This window comes from Levyella massiliensis (assembly GCF_000308275.2).
GTDB classification, from domain to species: Bacteria; Bacillota; Clostridia; order Tissierellales; family Peptoniphilaceae; genus Murdochiella; species Murdochiella massiliensis_A.
This window is the reverse complement of the sequence record NZ_HG529490.1, coordinates 774,068-794,865: the sequence shown is the minus strand read 5'-3', so window position 1 is coordinate 794,865 and position 20,798 is coordinate 774,068. Positions and strand designations below refer to the sequence as shown.

Sequence of the window (20,798 nt, the reverse complement as noted above, 5' to 3'; positions counted from 1 at the left end):
TCCTTATGTGTTTTTTTACGTATCCATTATAACGCATGCTCTATTGCCACGGTATTGTCGAAAATGTTAATATTAGCTAACAGAAGATTGCGTGGCATTTGTACTGATGTGGGCATCTATCGTCGTTTTGTGGCTTCCCGTGAGGAAGCCATCGGCTGGAAAATCGGGTGAGGAAATTCTTATGATTCAAATTCAAAGTCTCAAAAAATATTATGGGCGCGGAGAAAACCGGCAAGCTGTTTTGAAGGGCATTGACTTGTCCCTCCCACAAGGCAGCATTACGTGTATCCTGGGACCGTCTGGCAGCGGGAAATCGACGCTTTTGAACATTTTGGGCGGGATTGAAACCATCGACGAAGGAACGGTAACGGTGGATCATTTTACGCTCAATGGAAAAAATAAGCGCGCCTTGGAGAATTATCGTCGCAAGAATATCGGTTTTGTGTTTCAGTTTTACAATTTGGTAAGCAATCTTACTGTGCGCGAGAATATCGAGGTAGGGGCGTATTTGTCCGATGAACCTTTAAATGTGGACGAGGTGAGCGAACACTTGGGTATTGCCGATCAACTTGGAAAATTCCCAAATGAACTTTCCGGCGGACAGGCACAGCGCACCTCCATTGCTCGCGCGATGATCAAGCGTCCGGCACTTCTTCTCTGTGACGAACCGACGGGTGCGCTGGATTATGAAAGTGCGAAAAGCGTGCTCGAACTCATTGAATATCTGAATCAGGAATACGGCATCAGTGTGCTTTTAGCCAGCCACAATCAGCAGATTGCTAAAATGTGTGATACCGTCGTGGAACTGCACGACGGCAGATTGAAGAATGTGCGCGAAAACGAACATAAAATTTCCGCAGAGGAGGTAACTTGGTGATGAGAAATCCTCTACATAAGCGCATTTTTCGCTTGCTTTGGCATAAGCCTGGCACCTATTTGCCACTCTTTCTGATGTTTCTGTTTTCTACGACGTTTCTCTCAGCCTTTTTTATCGCGCAGAACTCGATCGAGCCCCTTTACTATCAGCAGTTGGAAGAAGGGAAAGTGGAAGACGGTCAAATCCTGATGATGGAGCCGCTCTCCGATACAAGCAAAAAAGCGGTGGAGGCGGATGCGTTGTCGCTGTATGAAAATTTCTATAAAGAGCAGAATTTTGGCGACGATACGCATAACGATTCGAATATGCTGCGTATTTTTAAGAATCGTCGTGCGATTAACCTTGCCATGATCAGTGAAGGTCGGCTACCGGAAAAAAACGACGAGATGGCGGTCAATGCCAATCTCGCTTTGGTGAACGACTATAAAATAGGACATCGTCTGCGCGTGGGAGATCGTGATTGGACACTGGTCGGCTTTGTATCTACGCCGGATTATTCCACCGTCCTGAAAAATCCGACGGATTTGGTGATGGATGCGAAGTATTTTGGGCTGGGCTTTGTCACAGATGCCGGTTTTGATGCCATCCGTGGCACCAAAACCAACTATCTCTACAGCTATCGCCTGCATGATACGCATACGGAGGAAGAAGCGCGTGATCTTTTTCAAGATGCTCTGACGCGCGCTGCGCACGAAGGAACCATCCTCTCTGCGATGAATCGCTACGATAATCCGGCAATCCGCTTTTTCATTGATGATATGGGTGGCGATGTACCGATGATGCGTCTGATTATGGTCTTTATGTTCCTGGCCCTGGCCTTCATGACTACGACGCAAACGCGTGGCCTAGTCCATGAAGAAGCGCCTGTGATGGGTACACTTCTGGCCTCCGGTTATTCGCGTAAAAGTCTCTTGGTGCATTACACCTTGTTGCCTTTTACGATGACCCTATTGGCAGCGGTATTCGGCAATCTTATTGCCTATGCAGGCGGTTATAAGCTCTATGCCGATCTTTATTATGAATCCTATGCCTTGCCCAAATTTAAACCCCTTCTGACCCTGCATTCCTTCTGCCTCACGACCCTGGTACCGCTTTGCATTGTGACAATTCTCAATGTTTTTATTTTGCTCTATTATCTGCGCCTTTCGCCATTGCGTTTTTTACGCAGCGACATCAGCAAACGAAGCAAGGGCTCCCACCGCAGCCTTCGTCATGTTCCCTTCCTTATGGCATTTCGCCTGCGCGTCCTCTGGGAGCATCGCGCTAATGTGCTGGCTCTCTTTTTCGGGCTCTTCATCGGTAATATGCTGCTCTTATACGGCGTGGAAGCCCGCACAATGTTTAGTGAATATGGAGAACGCGTCAAGAGCCAAATTCTCTACAACTATACGTATATCGTAAAACAGCCGGTTCCCGCCTATGACAACGAACAAAAGGCGTTACTGACGGAGCTTGACTATCGTATCGATGAGGAAAAAACAAAAAAGGATTCGGCGACCGGTGCACATGCCTTCGCAAAAAAGTCCATTATGACCTATGCGCTGGACAAAGGGTCCCGCTATCACGCAGATCGGTTGGATGCACTGAAAGAGAACGAAATCATTATTTCGCGCGGCATGGCAGATAAATATCATATTGCCGCAGGGGATGCGATTGCCATTAAGACGCGTAGCGATGCGCATTATACGCTTTTCAACGTCAAGGACGTTTTTGATGATGTCAGCGAGCAGCGCCTCTTCATGCCTATGAAAAATCTCAATCGCTTCTTAAAACAACCGGATAATTTTTTTAATACCTATCTCAGCGACCGCACGCTATCCTTCGATCCGGAAAATGTGCTGACTCGCATGGATCGTGAGAAGATCAACAATTATATGGAACATTTTATCGAAGGCTTCAGCGGCGTCTTTGTCTCCGTTCTCATTTTGGCCCTCGTGTTCTACTTTGTCCTTGTCACCACGGTGAGTCGCCAGGTGCTTGATAAATCACGGCGAAACATCACTTACCTCAAGGTCTTTGGCTATCACGACGACGAAATCGCCAGGATCTATTTGCATTCTCTGCTGTTTGCTATGCCCATCTTCTATATCGTCACGCTGCCACTTTTTGACCGACTGTTCACATTTTGTGTCCAATCAGCTCTTACCAAATTGGGCGTTACTCTCCACGTGTATGTTTCGCCCGCCCGCTACGCCATCCTATTCCTTATTGGCTTTGCGCTCTTCCTGCTGGTTCAACTCTTCGAGCGATTCCGTCTGCGCAAGATTGACATGGTGAAGGAACTGAAAGTCATGAATGGCTAACATCTGCTGCCTCGCAGCTTGCTTATTTCAGAACCTCATGGGAAAATAAATGTAGCGTTGCGTATTTCTGAAGTGAGCATGGAGGCGCGATGGAATGACAGAGGATAAGTATCGATCCGAGAGGGAAGAGCCGCAAATGGGTGCGAAATCCTATTTGCTTTGGACGTTTGTAATGACGTGGGGTTGTTGGTGGATAGAAGCAGTACTGCTTAACCTAGGGGTATTGGAGCCGGCGAATCCTATTGCAATGATTCTTTTTTTACTCGGGGGCTTCGGACCTACGATCGCGGCCTTCTTGTGTTCGAAACAAAGACGAACGAAAAAAGGAGTGGGTAATTTTTTGCTGCATTTCCGCAAAGAGGGGCTTCTGTGGTGGGGGCTTTTCATGCTGGCGGAGATTTTATTGTTCGTAGGGACGGCGGTGAAACCGCGGCAGTTGCTGTTTCCAGGAAATCCGGTGGGATCGGTGTTGACGCTGTTCTTGCTGACGACGGCATTAATGGGAGGCAATGAGGAACTCGGATGGCGAGGATCGCTACAACCGGCGTGGCGCGAAAAAGTGCCTTGGCTGCTATTGCCACTTGTTGTCGGATTGCTCTGGGCGTTGTGGCATGTGCCTCTGTGGTTTCTGAAAGGCAATTCGCATCAGGGGACGGCTTTTTTTCCTTTTATGGTGTTGAGCGTGCTGCTGAGTTATTGGCTGGGCGCGATATATGATCTGACCGAATCGGTGTGGGCGTGTGCGTTGACACATGGGTTGACGAATACGCTGCTATCGATGGTGGTGTTGTCAGAGGATAGTACATTTCTTTTGGGTATTGTATTATTGACGATTATAAGCATTTGGTTCAGCAAGACGGCACATGAAAGACGAAAACGTCAGCAAGAGGGCCTGGAAGGCTAGCAGACGAGGTGGTGACTTGAGTATCCTGTGGGAGAAGTGCAAGGAAGTATTGATGTCAGTGTTGCCGATTGTGGCCATTGTGTTGGTGTTGCATTTAACGGTGGCACCGTTGGATCCGACGGCATTGTATGCCTTTTTGATCGGTTCGCTATTGGTGGTGGCGGGACTGACCATCTTTTTATTTGGCATTGATCAGGGGCTGGAGCCTATCGGTAACTTTGCAGGGCGTGTCATTACGCGCAGCAATTCGTATCCGATTTTAATTACGGCCAGTTTGATACTGGGCTTTTTCATTTCTTTTGCGGAGCCGGATTTGCATATTTTAGCAAAGCAGGTAAATCAAGTAACGGGCGGCGCGTTTAATAACTGGATCATGGTGACGGCAGTATCGGTAGGTATCGGCGTGATGATGACCGTCGGAATGCTGCGCATCTTGCATAACGTAAAGGTTCGGCATGTGTTTGCCGCCGCCTATGGTACGATTTTCGTGTTGTCACTGTTTTCGAATTTTGATTTTATGGCGATTGCTTTTGATGCGTCGGGGGCTACGACGGGAGCCATTACCGTACCGTTCATGTTGTCTTTGGCCTACGGTATTTCAGCGATGAAAAAAGATAGTAAAGTAGGTGAGGCGGATAGCTTTGGTGTCATCGGTATTTCGTCGACAGGCGCTATTTTGGGCGTGCTCATTGTGGGCTTGCTGTTTGGGCAGAATCCGTTACAGGGCACTTTGCCGCAGAGTATGGCGGAAAATATGCCGTTGCATGAAGTGTATTTGTCACGCCTTGGCGTTTTGGCGCAAGAATCAGCGCTGTCTCTCTTGCCCATTTTAGTGACGTATCTGGTGCTGCAGATCAGCCCGTTGCGTCATAAAAAAAATAAATAGTCGCGTCTTTACGAGGTGTGGGGCTGACCTTTGCGGGTCTCGTGATTTTCCTGCTGGGTGTCAATGGCGGTTTCATGCACGTCGGCACGGAACTGGGCACGCAGCTGGCGAAAGCGGACTCCATGATCCCTGCTTTATTGGTGGCCTTTTTGCTGGGCGTGACGACTGTATTGGCCGAGCCGGCCGTGCATGTGCTGACGCATCAGGTGGAAGAAGTAACGGGTGGCTCGGTCAAGCGCGTGCTCGTATGCATGTTTTTATCCGTAGCGGTAGGGTTGGCGATATTCTTATCCGCGCTGCGCATTCTGGTACCGGGAATTTCTCTCTGGATGTATCTGTTGCCGGGCTTTGCGCTGGCGGTGGTGTTGTCATTTTTCGTCTCGGATCTATTTGCCGGTATGGCGATGGACACTGGTGGCGTAGCCTCGGGACCCATGACCGCTACGTTTTCTCTGGCATTTGTGCAGGGGATTGCCGCTCAGGTGCCAACGGCGGACGTGATTACGGATGGCTTTGGCATGATTGCCATTGTGGCGATGGTGCCCATTGTGGCGATTGAGCTATTGGGCGTTCTGTACCAAGCCAAGATGCGGAAAAATACATCGGCTCAGTCGGCGCAGAGAGAAGGAGGAGCCCATGAGTGAAATGAGAAGCATGCCCCGGACTGCCTTACTGACTTTGATTTTGAGCATACCGGATGCGAAAAAATGTATTGCCATTGCTCGTAAGGAGGGCGCACAAAACATGTTGGTGATGCGCGGTAAAGGCACGGTGAGCAGCCGTCATTTGCATCTGTTCGGCATCACCAGTCAAGATCGCGCGATCGTAAATATACTGATGGAAAATACCGCAGCCGAGGCGTTATTGGACACACTTACGGATCAGCTGCATCTGCATAAGCCGAACCACGGCATCGCCTATATGGCACAGGTTTCAACAATGGGGAAGTGTCCCGCAGCGCAGGAAGAAGGAGAATCAAAAGGGGAGGACAACGCGATGTTTAAAAAATTAACCATAGTTGTCAATTTGGGCATGGCCGATGATATAATGGATATTGCTCGCGCTGCCGGTGCGCGCGGCGGGACGATTCTGCATGGTCGCGGTACGGGCGCAGCGTATACGGAAAAACTCTTTGGCATAGCCATTGAACCGGAAAAAGAATGGATTGTAATTCTGGTTCCGACGGCAATGGCCGATCGCGTGATTGCAGCGCTAGAAGAGGCACATGATTTTGAGAGTCCGGGCAACGGCATTCTCTTCGTAGAGGATGTTTCGGATGTGCGCGGCGTGGTGGTAGAATAGGGGAAAATTATGATTGGAAGTTTAATCGTTGGTGCGATTATCGGTGGCATTGCGGGCTTTTTCATGCACCGTGAAAGAAAAGCAGGTTGTCTCGTGAATATTGTGGTAGGCCTGCTGGGCTCGGCACTGGGCCAGGGACTTTTTGGTACATGGGGACCATCGCTGTCGGGCATGGCGCTCATTCCCTCGATTTTGGGCGCTGTCATTCTTTTGGCCTTTGCCAATTTTATCAGCAGTAAGCGATAGATTCGTTGTAAGACGGATCGGAGGCATATATGTCGGAAAAGAACATTCCGCAGCGATTTGCACGGCTCGCGCTGTTACTCGGAAAAGAGGGACTAGCGCGTTTAGCAGAGGCACGAGTTTTCGTACTCGGGCTCGGCGGCGTGGGATCCAGCTGTGCGGAAGCGTTAGCAAGAGGAGGGGTTGGCACCCTCCTTCTTTTAGATGGTGATACGGTCGAAGAGAGCAATATCAATCGCCAAGCGCTGGCGTTTGTCTCCACAGTGGGAAAATCCAAAGTGGAGGTAATGCAAGCGATGATTGCGGATATTGATCCGGATTGTCGGGTAGAAACGCGAGATGTGTTTTTAACGCCGGACAATTTGAACGAGGTGTTGTCTTCGTTTCCGCGACCGGACTATGTCGTGGACTGCATTGATACGGTGTCGCAGAAATTGGGCATTGCTGCATGGTGTGCACAGGAGAAGATCCCGCTGCTTTCTGCGATGGGGGCTGCCAACAAGCTGGATCCCTCGTATCTGCGTTTTTCCACCGTGGAAAAAACATCGCAATGCCCGCTGTCGAAAGTCATGCGACGCGAATGTCGTCGGCGGGGGATAAAAAAACTCGAGGTCTTGTATTCGGAAGAGCCTCCGCTTATCTTGGAGCGCAAAGTGAGTACAAAGAAGGCGGATACGCTCGGTTCCATGAGCTATATGCCGCCTGTGATGGGTCAAATGCTCGCGGGGAAAGTGATTCGTCGTTTGGCGGGACTCGAACCGTTTCAGGTGACGCCGGTACGACAACGCCCGTTTTTATTGGATACGCATGCCCATCCGGATTTTTTAACGCCCGACACGAGAAAGGTGGTGCTTGAAGGATTGCATCGCGAACGCATGGCGGTGGTGGCACAAACCGTGCTGCCTTCCACCTATGACGCGCTGCAAAGCGAGTATGGCGCTGACGGTGCAGACGATAAGAGCAGGCCATTATTATCTCTTGGCTTTCATCCGTGGTACATTCGTTCGCCGCAACAGGCGGAAAGCGAATGCGCCCATTTTGATCGTGCCGCCGAAACGACGCGTTTTTACGGGGAAATCGGGTTGGATTATAGTCCGCGCCCGCTGGAACAGGCGGAGGCAGGACTGCAGGAATCCGTTTTTTGTCACATTTTGAACCGTATTAAAGAACGCATGGAAGAGGAGCCGACGCTTCAGCCGGTGGTTTCGATCCATGCGGTTCGTGCTGAGTCACGCGTGCTGGATCTTTGGGAGAAAATTCTCGGAGGAACTTGCGCTGTGCCCATCTTGCATCGCTTCCGTGGCACAAGCGATACATTGTCGCGTCTGATGCGCCTCGGGGGCTTTCTTTCCGTGCATCCGGAAATGCTTACGACAAAGCGCGGCCGTGCGTATGTGAAACAGATTCCCGCCGAGCGATTGCTGTTGGAGACGGATCTGCCGTCACAACAAGAGGGAGAGGGCACAGAGCCCTTCGTCGCGGAGGCCTTACTCTCTACGTGGAAAGAGGATCTTTCGCAATCCTATGCGGCGCTCTGTGCGATGCGTCGTGAGCCCATGGCCACGATTCTTATCGAGACACAGAAACGGCTCTACGGCGTTCCTGCGCTAAAAGAAGAATAGGAGGAACTATGTCACAAACGGTCACGAAGACGTACAAAACGAAAGATCTGCTGCATCGTTTTCTGCCGTATTTATTACGCTATAAAAAAATGCTGGCGTTTGATTTATTTTGTGCCGCGTTAACCACCTTGTGCGATATTGTGTTGCCGCGTATTATGTTTCATTTGACCAATACCGCCATGTATCAGCCGGCGGCACTTACCATCGGCTGGATCGGAAAAGTGGCAGGTCTTTATATTGTGCTGCGCCTCATTGATGCAGCGGCATATTATTACATGTGTTCGCGCGGTCATATTATGGGCGTATACATTGAAACGGATATGCGCATGGATGCGTTTCGAAAGCTTGAAACGCTCAGCGATGCCTATTTTTCGAATACGAAAATCGGACACATTATGGGCCGCATTACCTCCGATCTCTTTGATGTGACGGAATTTGCGCATCACTGTCCGGAGGAGTTTTTCATTGCGGCGATCAAAATCGTCGTCTCATTCATTATTTTGTCGTTTTCCTCATTGCCCTTGACGATACTGGTCTTTGCTTGTTTGCCGCTGATGCTGTTCTTATCCATTCGCCTCAATCATCGTTTCCGCAATGCGACCAAAACGCAACGCATCGAGTTGGGCAATCTCAATGCACGCATCGAAGATTCACTATTGGGCCAACGTGTCGTCAAAGCGTTTACGTCGGAAGATATTGAGCTTGAAAAGTTTGCAGACGGCAATGAACGCATGAAGGACATTAAAAAGGAACGCTATCGGGCGATGGCGAATTTCAATATGTCTACGCGCCTTTTCGACGGATTGATGTATACGGTGACCATCGCTGCGGGCGGCCTGTTTTTGGTGAACGGCGCCATCCGACCGGCGGATCTGGTGGCATATGTTTTGTATGTGACGACGTTAATTGCCACCATTCGCCGCATTGTGGAATTTGCCGAACAATTTTCCATGGGCATTACGGGCATTGAACGTTTCTTTGAACTTATGGATACGCCGACGGATATTACGGATGCGCCGGATGCGAAGGAATTGGAAATTCATGGCGGCGAGATCGTCTTTGATCATGTGTCGTTCGCGTATCCGGATGATCACAATCGCGTGTTGCACGATCTATGCCTTACCATTCATCCGGGTGAAAATCTGGCGCTGGTCGGGGAGAGCGGCGGCGGGAAAACCACGCTCTCTTCACTCATTCCACGCTTCTATGATACGACGGCGGGTAGTGTGCGCATCGACGGACAGGATGTCAAGGATTTGAAGCAGGAAAGCCTGCGTCGGCATATCGGCATTGTGCAGCAGGATGTCTATCTCTTCTCCGGCACGGTGGCGGAAAATATTGCTTACGGGCGTCCCGGTGCCAGCTTGGAAGAGATTCACGAGGCAGCAAAGCTAGCCGGAGCAGACGGCTTTATCCGTGAATTGACCAATGGCTACGAGACCTATGTGGGTGAGCGCGGAATTAAGCTTTCCGGTGGGCAGAAGCAGCGCATTGCCATTGCGCGTGTGTTCTTAAAAAATCCACCGATTCTCCTGTTGGATGAGGCCACCAGTGCGTTAGATAATGAAAGTGAAATTCTCATCGAGCGTAGCTTGGAGGCCCTTTCGGAAGGCCGCACCACGCTTACGATTGCGCATCGCTTAACGACCATTCAGAATGCGGATCGCATTGTCGTGCTGGGCAAGGAAGGCATTGAAGAGGAAGGCACGCACGAGGCATTGCTGGCCAAGAAAGGGACGTATTATCGCCTCTGGACGGGTGGCGGTCGGCATAAAAAGGAGCATGTATGAAAATCATCGATATCATCACTGGTGCTTCTTCCGGTATTGGACGTGAATTTGCGAAGGAACTTGATCCCTTGCACGAGTGTGATGAAATCTGGCTCATTGCACGCCGCCGTGAACGGTTGGAAGCACTTGCAAAAACGTTAAATACGCCGTGCCGACTGTTGGATGGCGATCTGACCGATCCGGCATTTTCGGAAACGCTAAAAAAGGCGTTGGCGGAAGAGAACGTGGTAATTCATACGCTTGTCAATGCGGCGGGCTGCGGCAAGATTGGCACGGTGGAAGAACTGGGCGTTGCTACCAATCAGGCGATGCTTGCGTTAAATGTGGATGCCTTAACGGCCATGACGGCGCTGTGTTTGCCCAATATGGAAACGGGCGGGCGCATTTTGCAGCTGGCGTCGGTGGCGGCTTTTTCGCCGCAACCGAATTTTGCTGTTTATGCCGCATCCAAAGCCTATGTGTTGTCCTTTGCGCGTGCCCTGCATCGCGAGTTAAAATCACGCCACATCACTGTGACGGCGGTGTGTCCCAACCCGGTGGAAACGGAGTTTTTTGATCACGCAGGTTCGCCGAGGGCTTGCGCACGCATTAAAAACATCGGTGTTGAAACAGCTGAAGCCGTGGTCAAAACTGCACTGCGCCGCTCCTCCCAAGGCAAGGATGTTTCGGTGTCAAGTCCCATCGCTAAGGCCATTCATCTGGCGACGAAGCTTTTCCCGCATTCTTTTGTCCTTTGGGTGGAAAAGCAGATGGGTTTTTAGGGGCGACCTCAATAGGAGAGCAAGATGAAAACCGTTATGTGTTATGGCGATTCCAATACCTTTGGGTATGATCCAACAAATGGCATGCGTTATCCGCGTGCCATTCGTTGGACAGGTGTATTGCAAAAGTTGTTGGGGGAAAACTATCAGGTGATCAGCGAGGGGTGTAACGGACGTACTACGATCTATGATGATCCGTTGGAAGGCTGGAAGAATGGCTTGGATTACCTGAAGCCCTGTCTTAATTCGCACAAGCCTTTAGACTGGGTGGTCATGATGCTGGGTAGCAATGATTTAAAGACGTGTTTTCATGCCTCGGCGGAAGCCATTGCAAAGGGAGCGAGTATTTTAGTCGATACGATCCAAACCTTTACGGCTGAGAAGCAGGGATTTGTGCCCAAAATTTTATTGTTGTCACCACCGGAAATCGGACCGGCTATTTCGGAGTCGCCCTTTCGTTTTGCTTTTGATGAAAGCGCAATTACGCGATCCAAGGCGTTTGCGCCTGCATTTCAAAAGATAGCGGAAGCCCAAAAATGCTATTATTTAAATGTCGCAAACGTTGCGACGGCAAGCACTTGGGATTCTTTACATCTGACCCCGGAAGCGCATCAGAGTCTGGCAGAAGCAGTGGCGCAAAAGATCCGATGCATCGATGCAAAAGAAAGCGACGAAGAAGAGGGAAAGCATGAATATTGAGGACTATATAGCGGAACAGAAGGATGTGCCTTTTACCGATTTGCCTTTTAATGAACTGGATAACGGTCTCTTGTCGGAACTTGCATACATGGACTTCGGCGGGGTGTTTCACGATACGGAAACAATGGTATCCATCGGAGACGTGACAGATCGCTATTTTGCAGAGCACAGTGCGGAGCAGATTCGTAAAGAAGGCGTGTTTTGGCAGCTCGCACCTTTACTGTTGTTGCCAATGAAAGAAGGCGTTCGTTTTCGCGATATAAAAGTTTCGCACTATGTGAACGATGTGGACGCCGAGACGAATATGCAGTTTGCGGCGATGGTATTTCATCTGACGCCGCATTTGCACTTTGTAGCCTATCGCGGTACGGATACAACGCTTGTGGGCTGGAAGGAAAGTCTGCTTTTAAGCACGCATGCGCAGACAGCGGGCGCACATGCTGCGGTGCGCTATCTTGAGCATTTGGGAAAAGAACTTGAAGGTGATCTTTTGGTGGGTGGCCATTCCAAGGGCGGCTATTTTGCCATGATGGCGGCAACCTGTTGCGATGCGGCGCTGCAGTCGCGCATTCAAACGGTTTATAACAACGATGGTCCCGGTCTACATGAAGACTTGATTTTTTCGGAGGGTTATCAGAACATTCGCGAAAAGATTCTGACCATCGTGCCCGAATCATCTGTGATCGGACAATTGTTTTTTAACGAAGGAGAACATCATGTCGTTAAGAGCAATGCGAAAGGCATTGTACAGCATGATTTGTTTTCCTGGCAGGTGGAGGATAGCCATTTTGTCCCTGCAGAACTCAGCCAATTCAGTCGCTTCGTGCAATCCGCCATGGGGAATTGGCTGGAAAAAGTGGATGAGGAAAGTCGGGTCTCCATCATTGATACGGTCTTTACGCTGCTGGAAAGCACAGGGTCTGAAGATTTCCATGAAATTGCGACGGATGCCCTACAAAGCGCGCAAACGGTGTTTAAGGGTCTCATGCAATTGCCGGAGGAGAATCGCAATGAATTGTTGGGAGCCTTACAGGCCCTTATCGGCAGCAGTGGCACGGTAGTATTAAAATCCATTCTGTCGTAAAATCATGATAAAACCAAAGCAAGAACGGTGAGGAGGCACTATGAAATTAAATCCGTCTCAATATCTGCTCGGGCAGAAAGAGAACTGTAAAGAGATTATCGCACGCTTGTCCAAGGAATTTTCCTATGTATCCATTTTAGGAACGGATGTGGACGGTGCGGATTATTTGGTGACCACAACAAAGTCATCCATCGGCCCCTGCTCGGACCAGGAGCGTGGCTTTGTGTTGCGCGTGTTCCAGGATACCGGTGTCAGCGAATATTCTTTTAATGATGTGGACGTGGACAAAGTTGTGGCGCGTGTGCGTGAAATTGCACTGGAGGATCGCAAGCGCTTTTTGAGCAAAGGCTATCTCCCTTATGCGCATGCGCCGAAGGATGAACCGGCCACGGTGTATTCCTTGGGAGAGGTTAAGAATTTGCCGGAAAACGACGATGCGGGGAAAATCCTTTCGGCGCTCAAACAAGCGCATGATGGTGCTATCGATCGCCACGAGGAAGTGAAATTCTTGCGTCTGTTCCTCTCGGTAACGCAAATTAATAAAATGTTCCTTTCCGTGCATCGCGACCTCTATCAATCCTATTGCTATGCGAACGGCGTTGCCATAGCGATGGCGGAGAAGGATGAGAAGACAAAGACTGAGTACAAGGGCATATCGCTCTTGGGCGGCTCGGAGCTGTTGGACACCTTGGTCAAAGAAGTACCTGGCGTCTGTGATCGTGCAGTAGAATTGCTTTCTGCCGAGCGCATGGTGCCGGGCGAATACGATATTCTTTGTGATCCGGATTTCACGGGTCTCATTGCGCATGAAGCTTTCGGCCATGGTACAGAGATGGATATGTTCGTCAAACATCGGGCGAAGGGAGAGGAATACCTCAATAAACGTGTGGCTTCGGATAGGCTTGTCATGCATGATGGCGCTACCGCTATTGATGAGGTTTCGAGCTATGCCTTTGACGATGAAGGAAATCTCGGCAGCGATACCGTGATTATCCGTAACGGCATCTTCAAAAACGGTATGTGTGATGCGCTTTCGGCCATTCAGCTGGGCGTTGAACCCACGGGCAACGGAAAACGCGAGAGCTACAAGCGCAAGGCCTACACCCGCATGACCAACACGTTCTTCGAAGGCGGCACCGATTCTCTGGAGGACATGATAGCCTCCATCAAGCACGGTTATCTTCTCGAGGGGCTTGAATCAGGCATGGAGGATCCGAAGAACTGGGGCATTCAGTGCGTGGCGGCCAAAGCACGTGAAATTAAGGACGGCGCCTTCACCGGCAAGATCTGTTCGCCTGTTTATTTAACCGGTTATGTACCGGACCTTCTGGAATCCATTTCTATGATCTCTCCCGAAGTCGAAATGAGCGGTACGGGCTATTGCGGCAAGGGATGGAAGGAATGGGTGAAGACCTCCACCGGTGGCGCTTATATTAAAGCAAAAGGCATGTTAAGTTAGGAGCGGTTATGATCGATACAATTATTCAAATTCTCAAACAGAAAGACATTGCCGGCTGGATTCTCAAGCAGGAGAAGACCAAATCCGAAGAATTATTTTTCGTGAAAGACAAGCTGGATCAAAACCGTCTCTGTGAAACCAACGAATATCATGTGACTGTTTATGTGGACTTTGAAGAAGATGGCGAGCGCTATAAGGGTAATGCAGAAGCGCTCATCTCGGCAGGCGATTCTCCTGCTGAGATTGAAGCCCGCTTGGATCAGGTGATTCGCTCCGCTCGTTTTGTCAAAAACCGCTGGTATCCTTTAGCAACGAACGCGTCACAGGATGTCGAAAAGCCGGAAGAGATCTCCAACATCGCTATCCTGAAATCCCAATACGATGCGCTGCATGAAGCCATTTTTACCGACTACGGCACTAAATCCAAAGTGAACTCTGTAGAGATCTTTGCAGTGGACGGCACCATTCGGCTCGTCACCTCTACCGGCACGGACGTGACCTTTCCTTCGAATCGCTTTATGTTCGAGCTGGTAACGGATTGCCAGGGCAATGAGGAGAGCGTCGAAATCTTCAACGACTACACCTTTGGCATTTTGGACATCGACCAGATCCGCTCCATTGTGCAAGAGCAGCTTCGCAACACCGAGGCGCGCGGCATCGCTGTAAAAGCGCCCAAGCTCGACAATATTAATATCATTCTGCGCGGTGCGGCAGTCGAGGAGCTTCTCCAATGCTATATCACCCAGGCCACCGATGAAGCCGTCTACAATCGCTATTCACGTGCGAAACGCGGCGAGCGCTTTAATGCGCCCGATGCCCTCCAGTCCCTCAACATTCGCATGGAGCCCAATCTGTCTCATGCCGTTTCTAAAGCGCCGCTTGACCGCGATGGCGTGATTTTGCATCCCTACACGCTTTATAGCGATTCCGTAGTAGAAAATTTCCGCACCACCCAGCAAATCAGTTCTTACATGGGAGAAAAGAACATCGGCTGTCCGACTCCCTTTGTGGTTGAAGGTTCCGATACTTCCTACGACGATTTCTTGAAAGAGGACTATCTCGAAATTGTTGTCTTCTCCTCTTTCATCAGCTCGCCGGTCGAAGGTGACTTCGGTGGCGAATATCGCCTGGCCAAGCTCGTCCAAAATGGCAAAGCCACCTACATTACCGGCGGCTCCATCTCCGAGAATCTCTTCGAAGCCCAGAATCGCTTTATCTTCAGCAAAGAGAGCGAACATCGTCAAAACTCCATCACCCCGAAAGCCATCTTGATTCGCAAACAAGATTAAGCAGAGGGCGGCCCGACGGGCCGATTCGTAAACATAAAATGTCGGCTGCAGGCCGACAGTTGGTAAAAGCAGAAGACGGCCCATCGGGCCGCCTTCTTTTTTTTATCGCCGAAGGCGGCTTACAAACTGCGTCACATAAGCAGCGCACCTTATCGTATCAATTGCCGCCGAAGGCGGCTCCTTTTTGAAATGACGGCGAAAATGCCCTGTATCAACGGTTTATCCCATGTTAAAATGCGAATTTTGAAAATAACATGGGGTGCTGAAACTCGAAAATCGATGAAATACCCCATGTTAAAAGGCGATTCTGCAAATGACATGGGGTTAAAGTCTTTCAAAATCGTCGAAAAGCCCCATGTTAAAAGGCGATTCTGCAAATGACATGGGGTTAAAGTCTTTCAAAATCGTCGAAAAGCCCCATGTTAAAAGGCGATTCTGCAAATACCATGGGCTAAATTTGGTTGCCTCACCCCATGTTAAAACCCGAAACTTCAAAATAACATGGGGGAATTGCAAAAAAATGTACGCATCGAGCCCCATGATAAAAACTGATTTTGAAAATAACATGGGGTAAAAGCCAAAAAATTCATTCATCGCGCCCCATGTTAAATGCGAATTCTGCAAATAACATGGTCAAGTACAGCTGCGCCACTCATGCTAAACGCGAAAATCAAAAATAACATGGGGTAAAGCGGTTCAAAACGGCACCTATAACGTATTCGAGTTGCAAAACATCTTGCGGTATCGTCGCTATAAGCGCTTCAAAGCCGCTGCGCCAGCCACGACACTCCCTGCGCCAGCCACGACACTCCCTGAGACAGCCACGACACGCCATGAGACAGCCACGACACGCCTTGTTACAAATACGGCGCACCGCCCGATATGACAGCATCCGATGTGGCAGTTCTCTATAGTGATGCAATAAAACGGAATGTGATGACCAAAAAATGGAATTCGCGCTTTCTCGATCTTTGGAATAATAGAAGAGTAGAGAGGAATCAGTCTTGTAGCGTTTATGATGCAACACGCAGGGAGGGCGCATGGTTGAAGAATCTGTGGAAACACTAACAATATTTCAAAATCTATTAGAAAAGTATGAAGACTTGTGGCGAAAACTGAAACCGTCGCCAAAAATTAAAGGCCATTTGGAAATTGATCATCGGCGTAATCCGCCGGAATATTACCATTGCTGGTATGACAAGGAGACGAATCGAAGGGTGCGAAGATACTTGGATAAGTCGCAATTTGATTTAGCGAGGAGATTGGCACAGCAATCGTATGATCAACGAATCAGCAGGTTGATATGCAAGCGTTTACGGCAATTACTTCCATTATGTCGTGATTTTAGCGATGAAGAAATTGATGCGACTTACGAAATGATGGATGTATCGAAGCAGCCTTTGGTACAACACATAACGCGTACAAAACGGGAAAAGCTGGAAGAATGGTTAGCAAAACCCTATACGCCGTTAAATTTTGCGCAGGGCGCCACCTTTTATCGTACAAAAAACGGAGAAACCGTACGTTCAAAGAGCGAAAAAATTTTGGCAGATTTATTTTATGACAATCACATTGTTTATAAATATGAATGTCCATTACAAGTTGGCACGCGTATCTTTCATCCGGATTTTACCTTCTTTGATGCGATACATGACGAAGAGCTATATTGGGAGCATCTGGGTATGATGGGGAATCCGGACTATCAGAATCGAGCGCATCAAAAAATTCGCTATTACCAGAAACACAACTTTATCGTTGGTAAAAATTTGATTGTGTCTGCGGAGACGGAAGCCCTACCTCTGGATATCGAAGAGGTTGAAACGCTAGTCCGTGAGCATCTGCGGTATTGTGCAATCGACTAGAAAAACGGTTAAAAGCAGAAGGCGGCTCGACGGGCCGCCGTCTTTCTTATCGCCGAGGCGGCTCCTTTTTGAAATGACGGCGAAAATGCTCGATATCAACGGTTTATCCCATGTTAAAATGCGAATTTTGAAAATAACATGGGGTGCTGAAACTCGAAAATCGATGAAATACCCCATGTTAAAAGGCTATTCTGCAAATGACATGGGGTTAAAATTTTACAAAATCGTCGAAAAGCCCCATGTTAAAAGGCGATTCTGCAAATAACATGGGCTAGATCTCACGGAGCCACCCCATGTTAAAACCCGAAACTTCAAAATAACATGGGGGAATTGCAAAAAAATGTACGCATCGAGCCCCATGTTAAAAACTGATTTTGAAAATAACATGGGATAAAAGCGCGAAAAGGTGAGCGCCGCACCCCATGTTAAACGCGAAAATCAATAATAACCTGGGGCAACAGGCAAGTGAAGCAGGCGCAAGCGCCAGAAAGGAGTCGACGCTAACGCCAGAAAGGAGCTGGCGCAATGCCCGACAGTTGATAAAAGCAGAAGGCGGCCCGTCGGGCCGCCTTTCGTTGGTTTTTTTACGTTACTAATTCTTGCTTTTCACCATTGCTACAAAAGCCTCATGCAGGCGGGTGTCGTCAGTTAATTCGGGATGGAAGGCCAGACCGATCTGATTGGCCGTACGCACACCGACGATTTTGCCATCGACACGAACGAGCACCTGCACAGCGTCGGTACTTGTCTCATCCTTTGCGCCTTTGTTCACATCCGCAATATAAGGAGCGCGAATGAAGACGAGCGGAAAATCCTTTAAACGACCAACATCCGCAGCGGTTGAAAAGCTGGAGAGCTGTCGGCCGTAGGCGTTGCGCTTCACGGTGATGGGAAGAGTCGCGAGATGGGTGGTGGGGTCATCGGCAATGTGTTCGGCCAGAAGAATGAGGCCGGCGCAGGTGGCAAGGACCGGAAGCCCGGCTTGGATTTTTTGACGCAAGGGCTCGAGCATATCGAGTTCGCGCAGCAATTGGCCCTGTACCGTGCTTTCGCCGCCGGGAAGGACAATGCCATCGATGGCATCCAGATCCTTACGCTGGCGCACTTCTACGGTGTCGATGCCCAGGCGTTGCAACATTTTCTCATGTTCGAGGAAGGCACCTTGGAGACTTAATACACCAATTTTCATTATTGGCCTCTTTCCTCCATGATGACTTTGATTTCATTGGCATTGATGCCGACCATGGCCTCGCCCAAATCCTCGGAGAGTTCGGCAATCATCTTGGCGTCTTTGTAATTGGTAACGGCCTTAACAATGGCATTGGCGCGTTTGGACGGATTGCCGGATTTGAAGATACCGGAGCCGACGAATACGCCTTCGGCACCAAGCTGCATCATGAGCGCAGCATCGGCCGGAGTGGCAACGCCGCCTGCGGCAAAGTTTACGACGGGCAGTTTGCCATTGTCATGCACAAATTTTACCAGATCGTAGGGGACACGCATCTCTTTGGCTGCTTCGTAGAGCTCATCTTCGCGCAGGGCGGTAAGCTGATGAATCTGGCCGTTGACTTTACGCAGGTGACGGACGGCCTGGACAACATCGCCGGTACCCGGTTCGCCCTTCGTACGAATCATCGCTGCGCCTTCATTGATGCGGCGGAGTGCTTCGCCAAGATCGCGGGCACCGCACACAAAGGGGGCTTTAAATTTAGTTTTATCAATGTGATAGACATCATCTGCCGGCGAGAGCACTTCGGATTCATCGATAAAGTCGATTTCGATGGCTTCGAGAATCTGTGCTTCTACAAAGTGACCGATACGACATTTAGCCATGACCGGGATGCTGACAGCTTCCTGAATGCCGCGGATCATTTTCGGATCGCTCATACGGGACACCCCGCCGGCGGCGCGAATGTCCGCAGGAATGCGTTCGAGTGCCATGACGGCACAAGCGCCGGCTTCTTCAGCAATTTTCGCTTGCTCGGGCGTCGTAACGTCCATGATGACGCCGCCCTTGAGCATTTGTGCCAAACCCTTGTTGAGCTCATATTGTGTTTTTTCCATTTCACCCTCCTTGTGCTTTCTTATTCCCCAGTTTACAATTGATCTGGATATACTTAAATGATCAAATTGATATATTTTTATATACCAGATGGCAATGCGCTGAAGCGTCAAGACGATGGCAACGCGCTGAGACGTCGAAACGATGGCGATGCGCCGAAGCTCCGCGCCACAGCGTCGAAACGATGGCAATGCGCCATAGCAACGCGCCACGCAGTCGCGCCGAGCCGCTAAGGGAGGACTATGTTAACCTACGTCTTAAAAGAAAACAGCGATCCACTTTACGAGCAGCTGTATCGCGCGCTCAAACGAGACATTCTGCGTGGTCGATTGGCGTCGGGGCAAAAATTGCCGTCCAAACGGACATTTGCGGGCAATCTCGGGGTGAGCACGATTACGGTGCAAAATGCTTACGAGCAGCTCATGAGCGAGGGTTATGTCATCGCAAAGCCGCGTCAGGGCTTTTATGTGGCGGATCTGGTTATCACGCAGGCAATGAAACCGGACAAAAAGCGGATGCAGCCCATTGCATTGCCGGAAACGACCCCTTTTTCGGGCATTGACCTCTCGGATGCGCGTATGGATCCGTCGCATTTTCCGTTTTCGGTGTGGGCAAAATTATTGCGTGAGGCGCTATCCCATCGGAAAGAGGCGTTGATGACGGCATCGCAAACGGGTGGCGTACGTGAATTGCGCGAGGCCATTGCTGAGCATCTGGCGTCGTTTTGCGCGATGCCGGTCGATCCCGATCAGATCATCGTCGGTGCAGGAACGGAATATTTATATGGCTTGTTAGTGCAATTATTGGGAAAAGAAAAAATTTACTGTGTTGAAAATCCGGGGTATCGGAAACCGGTTCTGATTTATCGACGCTTCGGCTGCACGTGTCGTTTTGCAGCGATGGATGCACAGGGGATATCCATGCGCGATGTGCGTCGCACCCGAGCGGATGTGGTGCAACTGAGCCCGAACCATCATTTTCCAACGGGGCGTACGATGCCGGCGGAAAGACGGTACGAAATGTTGGCTTGGGCAGCCGAAAAGCCGGGTCGCTTGATTGTCGAAGATGATTATGACAGCGAATTTCGCCCCAGTGGAAAGCCGTTACCGACGCTCTTCAGCATGGCATCGCACGGCAAGGTCATCTATATGAACACCTTCTCCAAATCGCTCACGCCCACCATTCGTATCAGCTATATGGTTTTACCGCCGGATCTGGCGCAGCAATTCTATGAAGAATTATCCTTTTATGCTTGCACGGTATCGAACTTTGAGCAATACACGCTCGCCGCATTTATTCGTCGCGGCTATTTTGAGAAACACATCAATCGCATGCGTCTCTTTTATCGCCGCCGGCGGCAGCAGATTTTAGAGGCTTTTGCAGCCAGCCCGCTGTCACAGCATAGCGAAATACTCGAAAATGAATCGGGTTTACATTTTTTATTGCAGGTACACACATCGCTGTCGGATCGGGCCTTACAAGAAAAATTGCACAAAAAAGGAGTGCGCATGGTGCCTGTTTCGTCCTACGATTTAACGGGCAAGCAGCGCGACTCCCATTTGTTTCTCATTCAATATGCCAATTTGTTACCGCAAAAGGCTTCGGAAGCCTTTCACATTTTAGACGAGGCCGCACTGTAAAAGCGGTCTCATTTC

At 49.7% G+C, this 20,798-nt stretch carries 20 protein-coding genes; 17 read left to right on the top strand and 3 right to left on the bottom strand.

Annotation, left to right across the window (positions count from 1 at the left end):
* Positions 1-181 precede the first annotated feature (181 nt).
* From BN98_RS03590 to BN98_RS03530, 14 genes are all read left to right on the top strand, one after another.
* Positions 182-877 (top strand): ABC transporter ATP-binding protein, encoded by a 696-nt coding sequence (locus BN98_RS03590; protein ID WP_019189684.1) that lies wholly within the window; start codon positions 182-184, stop codon positions 875-877.
* Positions 877-3,180: an ABC transporter permease gene (locus tag BN98_RS03585; RefSeq protein ID WP_040942523.1), complete on the top strand. Its 2,304-nt coding sequence runs from the start codon at positions 877-879 to the stop codon at positions 3,178-3,180. The genes BN98_RS03590 and BN98_RS03585 overlap by 1 nt, the downstream gene beginning before the upstream one ends.
* 328 nt (positions 3,181-3,508) lie before the next feature.
* On the top strand, positions 3,509-4,084 hold the full coding sequence (locus BN98_RS03580) for a CPBP family intramembrane glutamic endopeptidase (RefSeq protein ID WP_195891101.1): 576 nt from the start codon (positions 3,509-3,511) through the stop codon (positions 4,082-4,084).
* A 52-nt stretch (positions 4,085-4,136) separates the two neighbouring features.
* A complete protein-coding gene (locus BN98_RS08585; protein WP_242826673.1) occupies positions 4,137-4,970 on the top strand; it encodes a DUF1538 domain-containing protein in 834 nt (277 codons plus the stop codon).
* 17 nt (positions 4,971-4,987) lie between these two features.
* Positions 4,988-5,614, top strand: coding sequence for a DUF1538 domain-containing protein (locus BN98_RS08580; RefSeq protein ID WP_242826672.1), 627 nt, complete (start codon positions 4,988-4,990; stop codon positions 5,612-5,614).
* Entirely contained in the window at positions 5,607-6,272 is a 666-nt protein-coding gene (locus BN98_RS03570) for a P-II family nitrogen regulator (protein WP_019189687.1), read from the top strand. Before BN98_RS08580 ends, BN98_RS03570 begins: the two co-directional genes overlap by 8 nt.
* Before the next feature lie 9 nt (positions 6,273-6,281).
* Positions 6,282-6,518 carry a GlsB/YeaQ/YmgE family stress response membrane protein gene (locus BN98_RS03565; protein ID WP_019189688.1) on the top strand — a complete coding sequence of 79 codons (237 nt, stop codon included), beginning with the start codon at positions 6,282-6,284 and terminating at the stop codon, positions 6,516-6,518.
* A 29-nt stretch (positions 6,519-6,547) separates the two neighbouring features.
* Positions 6,548-8,137 (top strand): TatD family hydrolase, encoded by a 1,590-nt coding sequence (locus tag BN98_RS08150; protein ID WP_019189689.1) that lies wholly within the window; start codon positions 6,548-6,550, stop codon positions 8,135-8,137.
* Between the two features lie 8 nt (positions 8,138-8,145).
* Complete coding sequence (locus BN98_RS03555; protein ID WP_019189690.1) at positions 8,146-9,927, top strand: ABC transporter ATP-binding protein; 1,782 nt, start codon at positions 8,146-8,148, stop codon at positions 9,925-9,927.
* Complete coding sequence (locus tag BN98_RS03550; RefSeq protein ID WP_019189691.1) at positions 9,924-10,688, top strand: SDR family NAD(P)-dependent oxidoreductase; 765 nt, start codon at positions 9,924-9,926, stop codon at positions 10,686-10,688. The genes BN98_RS03555 and BN98_RS03550 overlap by 4 nt, the downstream gene beginning before the upstream one ends.
* Positions 10,689-10,712: 24 nt before the next feature.
* The gene (locus BN98_RS03545) at positions 10,713-11,387 is read left to right on the top strand and encodes an SGNH/GDSL hydrolase family protein (protein WP_019189692.1); all 675 of its coding nucleotides are present in this window, start codon (positions 10,713-10,715) and stop codon (positions 11,385-11,387) included.
* Positions 11,377-12,471, top strand: coding sequence for an Mbeg1-like protein (locus BN98_RS03540; RefSeq protein WP_019189693.1), 1,095 nt, complete (start codon positions 11,377-11,379; stop codon positions 12,469-12,471). Before BN98_RS03545 ends, BN98_RS03540 begins: the two co-directional genes overlap by 11 nt.
* A 40-nt stretch (positions 12,472-12,511) precedes the next feature.
* A complete protein-coding gene (locus tag BN98_RS03535; RefSeq protein ID WP_019189694.1) occupies positions 12,512-13,930 on the top strand; it encodes a TldD/PmbA family protein in 1,419 nt (472 codons plus the stop codon).
* A gap of 8 nt (positions 13,931-13,938) precedes the next feature.
* Positions 13,939-15,219 carry a metallopeptidase TldD-related protein gene (locus tag BN98_RS03530; RefSeq protein WP_019189695.1) on the top strand — a complete coding sequence of 427 codons (1,281 nt, stop codon included), beginning with the start codon at positions 13,939-13,941 and terminating at the stop codon, positions 15,217-15,219.
* Between the two features lie 324 nt (positions 15,220-15,543).
* Here BN98_RS03530 and BN98_RS03525 read toward each other — a convergent pair whose 3' ends face one another.
* On the bottom strand, positions 15,544-15,813 hold the full coding sequence (locus tag BN98_RS03525; protein WP_019189697.1) for a hypothetical protein: 270 nt from the start codon (positions 15,811-15,813) through the stop codon (positions 15,544-15,546).
* A 446-nt stretch (positions 15,814-16,259) separates the two neighbouring features.
* Between BN98_RS03525 and BN98_RS03520 the strand changes: the two genes are divergently transcribed.
* Entirely contained in the window at positions 16,260-17,081 is an 822-nt protein-coding gene (locus BN98_RS03520; protein ID WP_019189698.1) for a hypothetical protein, read from the top strand.
* A 592-nt stretch (positions 17,082-17,673) separates the two neighbouring features.
* On the opposite strand, the gene pdxT is transcribed toward BN98_RS03520, so the two are convergent.
* Both pdxT and pdxS read right to left on the bottom strand, forming a co-directional pair.
* The gene (pdxT, locus tag BN98_RS03515; RefSeq protein ID WP_019189700.1) at positions 17,674-18,270 is read right to left on the bottom strand and encodes a pyridoxal 5'-phosphate synthase glutaminase subunit PdxT; all 597 of its coding nucleotides are present in this window, start codon (positions 18,268-18,270) and stop codon (positions 17,674-17,676) included.
* Positions 18,270-19,145, bottom strand: coding sequence for a pyridoxal 5'-phosphate synthase lyase subunit PdxS (pdxS, locus tag BN98_RS03510; RefSeq protein ID WP_019189701.1), 876 nt, complete (start codon positions 19,143-19,145; stop codon positions 18,270-18,272). Before pdxS ends, pdxT begins: the two co-directional genes overlap by 1 nt.
* Positions 19,146-19,202: 57 nt before the next feature.
* On the opposite strand from pdxS, the gene BN98_RS08465 reads away from it, so the two are divergent.
* Positions 19,203-19,376, top strand: coding sequence for a hypothetical protein (locus tag BN98_RS08465; RefSeq protein WP_207636712.1), 174 nt, complete (start codon positions 19,203-19,205; stop codon positions 19,374-19,376).
* Between the two features lie 9 nt (positions 19,377-19,385).
* A complete protein-coding gene (gene pdxR, locus BN98_RS03505; RefSeq protein ID WP_019189702.1) occupies positions 19,386-20,783 on the top strand; it encodes a MocR-like pyridoxine biosynthesis transcription factor PdxR in 1,398 nt (465 codons plus the stop codon).
* Positions 20,784-20,798: the final 15 nt, after the last annotated feature.

Coding starts and splice junctions, on each gene's coding strand:
- BN98_RS03590 (WP_019189684.1), top strand. CDS start 182: ATGATTCAAATTCAAAGTCTCAAAAAATATTATGGGCGCGGAGAAAAC.
- BN98_RS03585 (WP_040942523.1), top strand. CDS start 877: ATGAGAAATCCTCTACATAAGCGCATTTTTCGCTTGCTTTGGCATAAG.
- BN98_RS08585 (WP_242826673.1), top strand. CDS start 4,137: ATGTCAGTGTTGCCGATTGTGGCCATTGTGTTGGTGTTGCATTTAACG.
- BN98_RS03570 (WP_019189687.1), top strand. CDS start 5,607: ATGAGTGAAATGAGAAGCATGCCCCGGACTGCCTTACTGACTTTGATT.
- BN98_RS03565 (WP_019189688.1), top strand. CDS start 6,282: ATGATTGGAAGTTTAATCGTTGGTGCGATTATCGGTGGCATTGCGGGC.
- BN98_RS08150 (WP_019189689.1), top strand. CDS start 6,548: ATGTCGGAAAAGAACATTCCGCAGCGATTTGCACGGCTCGCGCTGTTA.
- BN98_RS03555 (WP_019189690.1), top strand. CDS start 8,146: ATGTCACAAACGGTCACGAAGACGTACAAAACGAAAGATCTGCTGCAT.
- BN98_RS03550 (WP_019189691.1), top strand. CDS start 9,924: ATGAAAATCATCGATATCATCACTGGTGCTTCTTCCGGTATTGGACGT.
- BN98_RS03545 (WP_019189692.1), top strand. CDS start 10,713: ATGAAAACCGTTATGTGTTATGGCGATTCCAATACCTTTGGGTATGAT.
- BN98_RS03540 (WP_019189693.1), top strand. CDS start 11,377: ATGAATATTGAGGACTATATAGCGGAACAGAAGGATGTGCCTTTTACC.
- BN98_RS03535 (WP_019189694.1), top strand. CDS start 12,512: ATGAAATTAAATCCGTCTCAATATCTGCTCGGGCAGAAAGAGAACTGT.
- BN98_RS03530 (WP_019189695.1), top strand. CDS start 13,939: ATGATCGATACAATTATTCAAATTCTCAAACAGAAAGACATTGCCGGC.
- BN98_RS03525 (WP_019189697.1), bottom strand. CDS start 15,813: ATGAATGAATTTTTTGGCTTTTACCCCATGTTATTTTCAAAATCAGTT.
- BN98_RS03520 (WP_019189698.1), top strand. CDS start 16,260: ATGGTTGAAGAATCTGTGGAAACACTAACAATATTTCAAAATCTATTA.
- pdxT (WP_019189700.1), bottom strand. CDS start 18,270: ATGAAAATTGGTGTATTAAGTCTCCAAGGTGCCTTCCTCGAACATGAG.
- pdxS (WP_019189701.1), bottom strand. CDS start 19,145: ATGGAAAAAACACAATATGAGCTCAACAAGGGTTTGGCACAAATGCTC.
- BN98_RS08465 (WP_207636712.1), top strand. CDS start 19,203: ATGATCAAATTGATATATTTTTATATACCAGATGGCAATGCGCTGAAG.
- pdxR (WP_019189702.1), top strand. CDS start 19,386: ATGTTAACCTACGTCTTAAAAGAAAACAGCGATCCACTTTACGAGCAG.